Annotated in this window: 6 protein-coding genes; all 6 read left to right on the plus strand. The window is 47.0% G+C overall.

Features of this window, described 5'->3' with window-relative positions; all coding sequences use genetic code 11:
- Positions 1-2,360, plus strand: a 2,360-nt coding sequence (locus PHV44_06580) for a hypothetical protein (GenBank protein ID MDD5592935.1), incomplete at its 5' end; no start/stop codon positions are given.
- A gap of 89 nt (positions 2,361-2,449) precedes the next feature.
- Complete coding sequence (locus PHV44_06585; GenBank protein MDD5592936.1) at positions 2,450-4,105, plus strand: GspE/PulE family protein; 1,656 nt, start codon at positions 2,450-2,452, stop codon at positions 4,103-4,105.
- Between the two features lie 70 nt (positions 4,106-4,175).
- The gene (locus tag PHV44_06590; GenBank protein MDD5592937.1) at positions 4,176-5,756 is read left to right on the plus strand and encodes a tetratricopeptide repeat protein; all 1,581 of its coding nucleotides are present in this window, start codon (positions 4,176-4,178) and stop codon (positions 5,754-5,756) included.
- Between the two features lie 83 nt (positions 5,757-5,839).
- Positions 5,840-6,169, plus strand: a complete 330-nt coding sequence (locus tag PHV44_06595; GenBank protein MDD5592938.1) for a prepilin-type N-terminal cleavage/methylation domain-containing protein — start codon at positions 5,840-5,842, stop codon at positions 6,167-6,169.
- 280 nt (positions 6,170-6,449) lie between these two features.
- Positions 6,450-8,027 (plus strand): hypothetical protein, encoded by a 1,578-nt coding sequence (locus PHV44_06600; protein MDD5592939.1) that lies wholly within the window; start codon positions 6,450-6,452, stop codon positions 8,025-8,027.
- 3 nt (positions 8,028-8,030) lie between these two features.
- On the plus strand, positions 8,031-13,649 hold a 5,619-nt coding region (locus PHV44_06605; GenBank protein MDD5592940.1), incomplete at its 3' end, for a hypothetical protein.

Below are 13,649 nucleotides of genomic sequence, written 5' to 3' on the forward strand. Positions count from 1 at the left end.
AAGCGCAGAAAGAGCGGGCAGAGAGGATTCAGGCAGAAGAAAGAGCCAGGTTAAAAGCCGAACAAGAGAGGCAGCGCCAGGTAAAAGAAGCAGAGCTTAGAGCAGAAAAAGCCCGCCTCGCCCAGGAAAAAGAAATCAAGGCCAGACAGGCTGCCGAGGAGAGGGCCAGGAAAGAATATCAGGCAAGGATAGAAAAAGAAGCTAAAGCCAAACAATTAGAGCAGGAAAAGAGAAAACGCGAAGAAGAACTGGCCGCGAAAAAGAGAATCCAGCAAGAACAGGCTAGAGCTAAAGAACAAGAGAGGCTAAGAAAACTCGCCGTAGAAAAAGCGCAGAAAGAGCGGGCAGAGAGGATTCAGGCAGAAGAAAGAGCCAGGTTAAAAGCCGAACAAGAGAGGCAGCGCCAGGTAAAAGAAGCAGAGCTTAGAGCAGAAAAAGCCCGCCTCGCCCAGGAGAAAGAAGCTAAAGCCAGGCAGCTGGCGCAGGATAAGGCGCAGAAAGAAGAGCAGAAGAAGTTGGAACAGGAAGCCGTGGCCCGTAAGAAACAGATAAAATTGGCTCAACAGATAGAGGAGCCAAAATCAAATTCACCGGTTTCCGTAAAATCTACTACCCAGGAGAATGCGATTAATGAAGCGATGTTTGCGAAACGACAGGAAGACCGGGCTAAAATAATTAAAATCGAAAATCTCTGGCAGGATGCCAGGAAGCTCTATGCCAAAGGGATGTATGAAGAAGCAATCCGCGGCTTCCAAAAGATTATTGAGTTAGAGGGTAACCCGCGCATAAAATACACCCCCGCAGCCAAGGAGTTTATTGAGAAAGCCAAAGAAAAGATAGAAGAGAAGAAAGAGGCTAATCTTGCCAAGGAAGTCGAAGTTAAAGAAAAAGATATGCTCAACGAAGTGATGAAGCAACAATTGCCTCCTTATCTGGAGCCGCCCAAGCTGGAAGAGGAAACGAAAGAAAATCCTTTAGTCGAGCCGCCACTCATTAGAAAAAAGCTTAAGAAAAACGTAACTTTGGATTTTGATAAAGTGAGTTTGGAATCTGTGCTGGCATTTCTTTCCCAGGACACAGGCGTTAATTTTGTCACTTCTCAAAGGGTGTTGGACGCAAACTTTAATGTCACCGCCCGTTTCCAACAGACACCGGTAGAAGAAGTAGTAAAATATATCACTAAAGGCCTGGGCCTTATTTATCGTATCGATAAAGACGTAATCTGGATCGCGCATCCCGAAGAAATCGCCGCAGAAGCCCCGGAGACCAGGGTATATTATTTAAGTAAAGGCGGCGGTTTATTCACTGAATTTTCTCCTATTACCGGAGGTTCTTCTGATACGGGCTTGGGGAGCAGCTCTGCGCAGATGACCAAAGTACTTACTATTGAGGATACTTTAAAAGAGATTGTCCCCTGGCCGGCAGATTCCAAGCTTTACTATGACAAGCGTATTAATGCCTTAATTATCAGGAATACCCCCCAAAATTTACAGATGCTGGAAGACTTGCTTTACAATATGGATGTGACGCCCATCCAAATTCTGATTGAAGCCAGGTTCCTGGAAGTAGATGTCACCGACACCAAAGAATTGGGTATAACTTGGGGACTCACCGGAGGCGATTACGCTATTACCAAAAAGAAAGACGGCAGCTTTAAAGAAGGCTTAGGCAAGGATAGCGGCGTAGACTTTTCTTCTTTCACCCAGGCTGCCCAGGGTTTCAACCTCACCTACAAAGGGATGATTACCAACTCGCAGCTCCAAGCAGTGATTCATGCCATGGAAGAATCAAAAAAAATAAAGACCCTTTCTAGCCCCCGCATCACCACGCTCAATAACCAGATGGCTACGATGAAGGTAGTTGATGAATGGATTTATCCTACGCGTTATGAATTTGAAATTCTCCAGGTCCCGGGACAGCTTCCCAGCCAGACCCCTACCTATGAATATAAGAACGTCCCTAAGGATTTCATCAGGCGGGATGTGGGAATATTGCTGAAAGTAATCCCCTCGGTGGGCGCGGACAAAAAGACAATCAGTCTTTCGCTCATCCCTGAGGTCAGCGAAGCTACCGCGGATGCCTTTGTTTATACCGGCGATGTAAAACTGCCCAAATTTACCTCACGCAATCTTTCCACTACTATAGTAGCCAATAGCGGCGATACCGTGGTCTTAGGAGGCATGATCAAGGAGAACCGTACCAAGACCTTGACTAAGGTCCCTATCCTCGGTGATATTCCTTTCTTGGGGGCAGCTTTCAGAAAGAATACAGACCAGGTTGAGCGCAAGAACCTGATTATCTTTGTGACGGCAAAGATTCTTTCTCCGTCAGGCGAGGAAGTAATCATAGCGCAGAAGTAATAGAAGCAGTGTCAAAGTATCATGTATTAAAGTATCAAAGTTTCTTCTTTGACACCATGATACCTTGACACTATGACACTAATAAAAAAATGGCTGACCCGTTAAATATTGAACAGAGCTTAGTAGAAGAGGGAGTAATTTCCAATTCGCAGCTGCAGACGTTGAAATTAGAACAGCAGCGCAGTTCCGTGACCCTGGTTGAGGCGATACGCCGGCTGAAGTTTTTGCCCGAGGATACTTTAGTTGATTTTTTATGCAAGAAGCTGCACTTAACAAAATTTGATTTAGCCGATTACGCCCCGGATAAAGATTTAGTTTCACTTCTACCAATGGATTTTATCTGGCAATATAAAGTCATCCCTCTTTTTAAAAAGAAAGATGAATTGGCAGTAGGCCTGTTAGATCCCTTAAATACCTCGGTGTTGGAAGAATTGCGTTTTCGCACCGGCCTGTTTATCAAGCCTTATTTAGTAAAAGAAGATGAACTAAACGACGCCCTATCCGAGCATTTTGATAGAAGAAAGGTCAAGAGGGATGAGGCCAAGCCTACCTTAGAAGCGACAAGAAGAGAAGGGGCAGAGCCTTCGGTAGTTGAGGCAATCAACCTGCTTCTGTTGCAGGCAGTTAAAGTAAATGCCTCGGATGTCCATATCGAGCCGCAGGAAGGCCGGATGCATATCCGCCTGCGCGTTGACGGTGTCCTGAAGGATATCACTCCTTTTGAACAGAATCTTTATAATGCCGTAGTCTCGCGGATCAAGATTATGTCTAACCTGGATATAGCTGAAAAACGCCTGCCGCAGGATGGGCGATTCAAGGTGGAAATGGATGAGGGGTCGTTAGATGTGCGCGTTTCGGTAATGCCTACTATTCAGGGGGAGAGTGTAGTCTTAAGGTTGTTGAGGCAGAATAAAAAACTATTGACCTTACAGGAATTAGGCATGGCCAAAGAGAATTATGATAAGTACTTAAATCTTATTCATAAACCCTCGGGTATCATCCTGGTTACCGGCCCCACGGGAAGCGGTAAGACCACCACGCTTTATGCCTCTTTAACTATCTTAAAGAGTTCAGAAAGGAATATCATTACTATTGAGGACCCCGTAGAATACCAGCTGGACTTTTGCCGGCAAATCCAGGTTAACCCTAAGGTAAACCTTTTGTTTTCTACGGGTTTACGTTCTATCTTAAGGCATGACCCAGATATTATTATGATAGGAGAAATCAGGGACCGCGAGACCGCAGAGATTGCCATCCAGGCAGCCTTAACCGGGCATTTGGTATTTTCTACCTTGCATACCAATGATTCAGCTTCCGCCATTACCCGCCTTATTGATATGGGTATTGAGCCGTTCTTAATTGCCTCTTGTCTTAATGGGGTCGTAGCTCAACGTTTAATCCGGGGGCTCTGCCCCAAATGCAAAAAACATATGGATGAAGATGCCTTAAAGGGCATTACCTTGCGCGTGCCTAAGGAACTCAGCGAAAAAGAAAAGGCAGGCCTTTATGAAGCGCAAGGTTGCCAGGATTGTTTATATACGGGTTATTCCGGCCGTATCGGTATATTTGAAATTATGGAGATGGCGCCTCAAATCGGCCGGCTCACCGTTGAAAAACAGAGTTCCGACGAGATTATCAGTTACTGTCGTTCCAAGGGGATGGAATTCCTTTACGATGACGGCTGGAAAAAGGTTTTAAGCGGCGCTACTTCGCCGCAGGAGTTGTTGCGCATATTAGGAACATAAGGTAGTATCAAAGTATCAATGTATCAGAGTATCAAAGAAAAAACTTTGACACCTGACACTATGACACTACATGAACAATAAATACATATATATTATCTTGATTGCTGTTTCTTTCCTGGTTTATGCTAATTCCCTGAATAATGCCTTTGTCTCGGATGATATCCCGGCTATACTGAATTATCCTTTTATCTCCCAGCCTCTGCGTTTTTTGCTTGAACCTAACCCCCTTTCCAACTCATTGAATTACTTAATAGGCCAGTATAACCCTTTTATATATCATTTGACTAATATTATCCTGCACGCGCTCAATACAATCTTCATATTTTTATTTTTACGCCTGTTCTTCCGGGCCGAAGCCAGTTTCTTAGGCAGTTGTTTATTTGCCGTGCACCCTATCCATACAGAAGCGGTGACCTGGATTTCCGGCAGGCCCTATCTAATCTTATCTTTGTTTATCCTGGGCACTTATTTTTTATACCAGAAAGCCAACGGCCTGTTGGTAACGGAAGCCCTGCCTCCTGATAAAAACAAACGTCTTATCGTGAATGAGAAAAACATTAATTTTAAGCTCCCGTATTACGTTCTTTCCCTGTTGGCCTTTAGCTATTTTATAATTAAGCACTATACATTTTATGCCCTTTTGCCTTTATTTTTGATTTTATCCGATGTAACCTTTGGCAGTTGGCGTAAGGCCTGGAGGCTGTGGTTGCCTTTCTTAGGCATTGTAATTTTAAGGCTCATCATAGCAAGGGTTGAGGTAATGACCCGGGTTACTGCCGTAGCCAAGGAGATCGGAGCCAGCATAACCTGGACTAACCCGTTTTTTAATTTAGTCTATTCTTTCTTTTCGCACGTAGGTTTAATCCTCTGGCCGGCGAAACTTACTTTATACCATGAGCCGGCGATAATTTCCGCTTTTATGCTTAAAGTAGGGATAGCCGCTTTGTTGGCCTTAGCAGCCGCCTTGCCTTTTATCTTTAAGAAGGCAAGAGAGGTATTTTTTGCGATTGCGCTTTTTATTTTATTCCTTTTACCCACTTATAGCCCGGTGATGATTAGCTGGTTGGTTGCAGAAAGGTATGCATACTTCCCTTCGGTAGCCTTAAGTATTATTGTTTGTTTCTTTTATGAGAGATATGTCGCCCCGGTAAAGAATACGCAGAGAAAGAATTTAATATTAGGCGTTTTAATATTTATCCTCTCTTGCTATGCCGTGCGCACAGTGGTAAGAAACGAGGACTGGAAGTCCCCGGAGAGGTTCTGGCGCCAGACCGTTTTAGCCTCGCCGGAGAGCCCCCGCTCGCACAATAACTTAGGCGATGTCTACGGACAGGAAGGCAATGTAGAAGGGGCGATCAGGGAATTTAGCAAAGCAATAGAACTCAAAACTGATTATGCCGACGGCTACCATAACCTGGCTACTACTTATTACCGGCAGGGCAATATCAAAGAGGCAGTTAAGATTTATAAAGAAGCGGTTTCTTTGAATCCGGAATTATTCGAATCTCATTTTAATTTAGGCATTATTTATCTGGATATGGGACAGGTAGACTCGGCTATAGAAGAATTACAGAAAGCAGCCGAGCTTAGGCCGCAGGATGCTAATGCCCGGCAAGCACTGGATGTTGCTATGAGGAAAAAGAACGGTTAATTATAAAGGGTATCAAGGTGTCAATGTATCAAAGTGTCATGAGAAAAAACTTTGATATCTTTGACACCTGACGCTATGACACTATGAAAAAAAGAGCTTTTACCCCATTAGAGACTACAGGTAGACAGAGAAAGAATACGGTGTCTCTAACGGGGTTTACTTTAGTCGAGGTGATGGTCGCCCTGTCTATATTTATGGTGGTCATCGGCCTGCTTATGACAGCTATAGTGGGAGGTTTTCGTGCCTTTGGCCAGGGCCAGAAGATGGCCCAGAGGGAGCAGAGGAAGCGTTTTGTCTTTTTCCGTCTGGGTAAGGATGTATCCTCCATAACCTCTATTACTTATCCGGGGAATTACTTTAAGGGCGACGAAAATAGTTTTTTTTTATCTTCAACCAGGAGGATAACCTGTTAGAAGCCGGCTATACCTATAATTCTACCAAGCATACCTTAGAGCGTTACTACCAGCAGCCCCCTGATTATAGCTGGGATACGCAGGAAGCTAAAGAGACTTTACTTGAAAATTTAGGCGATTGTAAATTCAGCTACTGGGACGGCTCCTCTTGGCAGAATTCCTGGAGTGAGGATAAGGGGGCGCTCCCGCGGGCAATAAAGATAAATTTTAAATTCAGCGATGAGGCAAAAGAGCAGGAGTTTGTAGTGAATATACCGGTAAGCTCATGAGAAGAAAAAAAATGGGCAAGACGCCCGCCATTCCGAGAGGGATGGCGGGTTTTTTATTGAACCTTCATAACAGAAATAAAACTTTTTGTATTCTAATAGGTTATGTAATTTTGGCAATCTGCCTGGCCTTGCCTATTCATCCGGCCTATGGGTTGGAGTTGAGCAGTAATAGTTATGACGTGAGTGTAATTAGTTTATTACAGGGAGGCGGGAGTTCTACTTCGGATACTTATAGTACGGTCTGGACAGGGGTAGGAGAAGGCACGGGTTTATCTCAGCAAATGTCTAGTACCGTTTACAGCGGGCTTTCCGGGCAACTCTATCTTTTTACGCCGGTTAGCCTGGGGGTTAAGTATATTATCTTAGATTTGACCGCCAAGACCGATGTCTTCGGGGCCCTTATCCCGCCGGCAACCTGGCAGGCGGATAATGACCCCTATTTTTACTGGAAGGTAGTGGTTACGCCCGCTACGCTCATCGAGGGTTTTTCTGTAGGCTTGGATACCCATCCGGATTTAGAGGTAGATGTTACCGAGCCGGATTATCAATTCCTGGAGGACGCTATACCTTCCGGAAAACATACCTTTTACGTCCTTCCTTTTACCTCGGGTAAGGTCTGGCAGGAAGAGAGCCTTTTATCCTTTGAAATCTGGGTGGATACCGAAGCGCCGGTTACCAGTAATATAGAACCTGTTGCCGGAATAGTAACTCCCGATAATTATATTCCTATAAGTTGTTCTCTATCCGACGCGCATTCAGGCATAGATCCATTTTCCACAACCCTGACTATAAACAGCCAGAGCGTTATCTTTACATATGATAAGGAAAAGCAAACTTTAGAGTATAAACCTGCCGCTGCCCTGGCTGAAGGCAAGAATACAGTTTTATTAAAAGCGGTTGATGCGGTAGGCAATTATACAGTCAAGGGTTGGGAGTTTATAGTGGATACCAATGCCCCCTCAGGCGAGATTTTGATTAACGGAGGCCAAGAGGTTACCTATTCTCCTTATGTTTCCATAAATATCAATGTCGGGGATGCGGTATCCGGCATAAAAAATATTTATATTTCCAATGACGGGGTATTTGATGCGGAGCTAAACAACCCATATACTTACAGCCCGGTTATTTCCAACTGGTTATTGGCTGAGCCGGATGTTAACGGTTTAAAGAGCGTGTATGTGAAATTCGAAGATTTCGCCGGGAATTTCTCCCAGGCCTATAAAGCCCAGATTACTTTAGAGTTACGTACCCCGAATACGCGCATTATCTCAGGCCCGGCTACGACTACCGAAGAGACAGAAGCCACCTTTATTTATGAAGGGTCCAGGATAGGGTGCCTCTTCAGTTATAAATTGGATAGCCAGGAATGGTCAGAGTGGCAGGATACCAACGAAGCGAGCTTTACCGGCTTGGCCGCCGGCAACCATTATTTCTACGTGAAGAGCGGCTTTGATTTAAACGGCGACGGAAAGATTTCCCTGGAAGAAGAAGATGCCACGCCTGCCCAATGGGTCTGGAACATTAAAGGCGCAGGGGAAACAGAAGGGGAAGAGAAAAAAGAAAAGAAAACCCTCTTCTGGAGAAGGTAAAAAATGCCATTATTTAAATTTATTAAAGATATGCGGCTTAATTCATGGATGAAAAAAATTAATTTTAACAGGCTAATTAACCACAAGACGGAGGCAAAAATGTTCAGCGGAATTTTTACCAAAAGGGCAAATTTCAAGACCTGCGCCATTTTAATTTCCGTAATCATCGCTTCAATTTTCTGGCAATTTGTATTCGCGGATATCCCGCAGGAGCTCTTCTTCCAGGCTAAGATTACCACGAAGGACGGTACCGCGCTTACCGGAAGCCATAGCATAGTCTTTCGGATTTACGCTGCTGAGACCGGCGGCACTGTTTTATGGACAGAGACGCAAAGCGTTACTGCCGACAGCTCCGGCGTGCTCTCTTGTTACTTGGGCAGCACGACTGCTTTTCCGTCAACCATAGATTTCAATACTACTTATTATCTCTCCATTGATGTGGATGGCGACGGCGAAATGTCCCCGCGCATCAAACTGGTTCCCTCCATAAATGCCTTAAATGCCGACCGCTTAGACGGCCTGAATTCTTTGCAATTACTGCGTTCGGATGCCGCCGATACTATGGAAGCAACGCTTACGTTTTCAGGGGTAACGACAGATATAACTACGGCCAGCGGCGAGCATTTTGCGATTATCCCCGGCGGCAGCGCTAATGTCGGTATCGGAATCACTTCGCCCCAGGGCCTCTTACACGTAGGGACTGCTGCTGGTTCCGGGTTAATAGTGCAATCTTCCGGCAATGTCGGTATCGGCACCACTTCACCGACGCAAGCATTAGAGGTCAGCGGGACAGTCAAGGCCACTGCCTTTAGCGGCGACGGAAGCGGCCTGACCGGCGTTTCTTCCATCAGCGGTTTAACTGCAGGGAATATCCTTAAAGCAAGCAGCGCCACTACGATTGCGGATTCGGTAATGGCAGAATCTTCAAGTAATATCGGTATCGGCACCACTAGCCCCGCTGCCCGGCTGGATATCAAAGGTTCAGGTACCGGCTCAGGCCTTTTATTACGCGCCCAAAATTCAGACGGAACAGCTAAGGTGGTGATTTTTGATAGTGGTAACGTGGGTATCGGCACCACTTCACCCGGCGCAGGATTGGCTATCGGCACAGGCACAAATGATAATGCCACTACTGTTAATGACCTTTATATCAGCGGAAATTTAGAAGTAGATGGTATTGTTTACGGGACAGTATCGTCAGGCACAGGCGCATTTACGGATTTAACCGTAACCAGCCTTACTGCTACCGGCCAGAGTGATTTACGCGGGGATGTTTTAGATACAACGGGTAATCTTACCTTAAATGATGCCGTAGATATAACCGGCGCGCTCACCCAATCCGGCGGAAATACGGCCTTTGATACCAGCACGCTCTTTATAAATGCTACTACGGATAACGTGGGTATCGGCACTACCAGCCCGGCATACAAATTAGAAGTTAGCGGAACCGGATATGTAACTACCTTAGATACCGGCCAGGGCGCCTATGAACTGCAGGATGCCACCACAACGGATAAAGGGTTTGCCTCTTTTGCTTCCGGGAATTTTGATGTGGCCTCAGGGGCTGTTTCTATAAAATCAGGAGGCGTTGGAGCAACTGAATTGGCCTCTACTGCCGTAACCGCAAGCTCTTACGGTTCAGCTACGCAGGCAGTTATTTTTACTGTTGATGCCGACGGAAGATTGACCGCTGCCAGCAATACAGATATCTCCGGCGTACCCGCATCTTCAGCTCCTTTTTCCGGTATAACCGACGGTACCAATACCTCTGCGGCAATGACCGTAGGTTCTGATGCTTCGTTAAATTATGCCGGCACAGGAACGATTAATGCCTCCAGTTTAGAGTCAAAGACTTGGGCGGTTCCCGGCACTATTGGCTCTACTACGCCGGCTACCGGCGCGTTTACCACGCTTTCGGCTAATTCTACGGCAGATGCCCTGACGCTTTCCGGCGCAGGCGCAAACATTAATTTCTCCGGCGCAGGCACGGCGCAAATCCTGACTGCCGCAGGGCAGCATTTAGGTTTAATCCCCGGCGGGAATGTGGGTATAGGAACGACGAACCCGCAAGGTCTCTTGCAGGTCGGTAGTGGGGCAACGCCCGCCTTCGTTGCCACTTCGGCGGGTAATATCGGCATCGGCACCACCAGCCCCGCCTACAACTTAGATGTTTCCGGCACTGCAAGATTTACCGACGCGGTGACTTCGGATACCGGGACCTCCAGCTTTAGCGCCCTTACTGCGAGCAGTCTCGATGTCGGTGGTGGCTATGGCTCAAGCGGCCTCTCTTTGGATAATTTAGGCAACCTTAAGCTCGACGGTGACATCTGGCTTAAAGGCGTAGTTTATAGGCCTACCTTTACTGAACTGCTCATTGAGCAGAATTCTTTCCTGCTCAACGCTGACCAGGCCTCTGATATGGATGCCTACTTAGGCGTAATGTCCGGCGGGACGAGGGCTGCGCCTAGTTACGAAGGCCTGATTAAATGGAACGCTGCTACTAACCGCTGGGACTTTGGCACATCAGGGACAACTAACTCTGTTTCTGTTTCGGGTAACTTAGGAGCCGGCATCACCGACCCACAAGCAGCCCTGCAAGTAGGCGAATCCTTTAAGGTTACTTCTGCCGGCGCAGTTTCCGGAGCCAGCGGTAATATCTCACAATGGACCAATGACTCTAGCTACATCACTGCCTCTTCCGTAGATACCTTAACCAACAAATCCGGAAACATCTCGCAATGGACGAACAACTCTGGCTACATCACTGCTTCTTCCGCGGATGCCTTAACCAACAAGACCGGAAATATTTCCATGTGGACGAATGACTCCGGCTATACCACTGCTTCCGATACCCACACCGGCACCCTCACCGGCTTAGTGCAATCTACTACTGCCGGGACTAACTATATTACCGGCGGCAACGTCGGCATCGGCACCTCTAATCCAAACCTTGCCACTTTAACCGTAAACGGAAAACTTACTGTAGCAGATGATACATCTCTCACAGATAATACCGACGGCACCATATACTTGGGCAGGTCCGACGAAACAGACGGTGACCACGCCCCGGTCAATAACTCCGAATACCTGATGTGGGATGATAATTATAGTAAAGGCGGTAAGACCGGATGGTTTTATTTTTCAGGGCCGGTATCGGTAACGAGTTTAAATATCCGCCGCCCGTTTTCTCTTACCTTTGATGCTGATACTAGCCCTTCCCCTGCCCTGCAAACCATATCTTATGATGAAGACGGCGGAACCAGCGGCACCGGCGCTTTTACCTTTTCCAAAGAAATTATCACAGAAAGCTCAAGCCCGGCCTATTTGACTTTTGCCAAGTCAAGCGGGACTACCCCGATGTACTCTTTGGCATTTGATCCCGATAGTAATCCTCAGACCCTGCAATTAGTAAAGAAACCCCAAGGCGGGGCTATAGCCCCGCTTTTTGAATTTGATACCGCCGGAAGTTTTAGCGTATATGACGCATCGGGCAATAAGAAAACGATTATCACCAGCGGCAAGAGTTTTAATGCCAACGTACGCAATTTGTTAAGGAACGGCAGTTTTGAATCCAATAAACCCACTGGTTGGGCCGCGGGTTATGGGCAAGACTACCTGACGAGTTATGGCACGGATTTTCAAATAGTTACCTCAACAGCAAACGCTAAATTCGGAGATAAATATATAAAATTGAATGATATTGATGCCAATACCATAAAAGCAGCTGTGTATTATTTTCCCTGGACGGATTCCAGCCGCTTAAAAAATAGGCAGCTGACTATTTCCCTTTGGGCAAAACGCGAAGGCGGCAGCGACTATAATGCGGCTATTGCCTATTCCTGCCGTTCTGCAGATACTGCGCCTACGGCATCCCTAACCGTAGGGCCGCTGACCACTTCCTGGCAGAATTTTATCTTTACTTTTACTACCGACGCCAACACCGATAATATCAAAATCTACCTCTTAGGAACAGCTAATACCAAGACTGCCACTACCGGCTCGGGTGTTTTTACCTGCTATGATGGCATCACCTTAGTAGAGGGGCCTTTAGCCATGGACTATGGCCCGTCTGCCATCACTGATACCGGCGATCAAGTTATTTATGGTAGTTTAGCAGTTGGGGCTAATTACGATCCTTATACCGGAGGCGGGGAGTATTATAGTTATCCGCGCGTGATGTTTGGCGAGCCGGATAGCCATTTCGGCACAGGTTACGGCGGATACAGTATGGGGACAGGAGAAATCCGCTTCAGGAAGTTGTATAACCAGACCGCAGCGCGCTTTGAAATGAACCGCGGCCTGCAACTTTATTCCGGCTATGGTTCAACTTCTCCTGCCTTTATTGTGGATATTGTGGATGACCCCGCTGCTCAGGTGCCTGCAGGAAAAACTCCTGTATACGCCCAAAGAGGAGATGCCTTTATTGCCGGGAGAATTGAAGTAGGAGGTTATTATCCCAATGATTTAACTCCTTCCCCCGGCACAGCGTTGATTGTCGGCTCAGGCTCAGGCTCAGGCCGGACAGACCCTGATATAGACAATGCTACCGGCCAGGATGATGCTTATATCAAAGGCGACCTGGAAGTAGACGGCACGATTTATGGAACGGTTGTAGGTGGGACTGACGCGGTCCAATCTGTAGCAGCTACTTTACCCCTGACTTCCACCGGCGGAACTGCTCCGAGCATTGCCTTGACCATAGATGCTTCTACATTAGGCACTAATCCTTCCGGCCAGCTCATCGTGAAGGCAGGAGGCATCACCACTACCCAGATAGGTAGTAGCGCGGTGAATTTGACCACCCAGGTTAGCGGCACCCTGCCTGCTGCCTATCTCTCGCAGACCCCGGCTATTACCCAAATCACAAATCTGACTTCTAACGGATTCTTGAAGACCGGAAACAGCGACGGCACACTCTCTGTAGATACCATAACTTATCTTTCCACTGAAGCTGACCCTAAGGTAGGTTCCCTTACCCAGAATTACCTTCCTAAATGGGGGGTTTCTACTTTAACTAATAGCGCTATTTTTGACAATGGTAATATCGGCATTGGCACGACGGAGCCATCGCAGAAACTTGAAATTGTAGGTGGTAATGCAAAAGTTGGTAACAACTATTGGTTCGGGCTGGGTACTAACGATGGATATGCCCCTTGGGATGGGTCATTTGGTGGCATAATCAGAAGTGCGGGTAGCTTGCGTTTTAATATCGATTCTAATAATAATGATGTAGATACACGTAGCTTTGTCATTGGAAAAAATCAAGGGACCGGCGATGCATCAACGGGGGTGTTGATGATTGTTCAAGAGGACGGCAACGTGGGCATCGGCACCACCAACCCGGGATATAATCTGGATGTAAGCGGCGATATTAATTTAACCGGCCAGCTCAGGCAGAACGGCACGCCGGCAGTATTCAGCAACTGGACAGTAGCCGGCTCGGATATCTACCGCTTAAGTAATGTCGGTATCGGCACCACCGCACCCGCTGCCCCGCTCTCTGTCGGCCCGGCCTCAGAATTCCAGGTCTCCTCCAGCGGCGCAGTCACTGCCAGCTCTATCTCAGCTGCCAGCGGCGCAGCCACCTTTGACTCCCTTGCAGTAGGAGGGGGCTATGGCTCA

The sequence above is a fragment of the Candidatus Omnitrophota bacterium genome, from assembly GCA_028717245.1.
Taxonomy (GTDB): domain Bacteria; phylum Omnitrophota; class Gorgyraeia; order Gygaellales; family Profunditerraquicolaceae; genus JAGUYA01.

What these genes read in the sequence shown, in the direction of transcription:
- PHV44_06585 (MDD5592936.1), top strand. Translation starts at nt 2,450, where the DNA reads ATGGCTGACCCGTTAAATATTGAACAGAGCTTAGTAGAAGAGGGAGTA.
- PHV44_06590 (MDD5592937.1), top strand. Translation starts at nt 4,176, where the DNA reads ATGAACAATAAATACATATATATTATCTTGATTGCTGTTTCTTTCCTG.
- PHV44_06595 (MDD5592938.1), top strand. Translation starts at nt 5,840, where the DNA reads ATGAAAAAAAGAGCTTTTACCCCATTAGAGACTACAGGTAGACAGAGA.
- PHV44_06600 (MDD5592939.1), top strand. Translation starts at nt 6,450, where the DNA reads ATGGGCAAGACGCCCGCCATTCCGAGAGGGATGGCGGGTTTTTTATTG.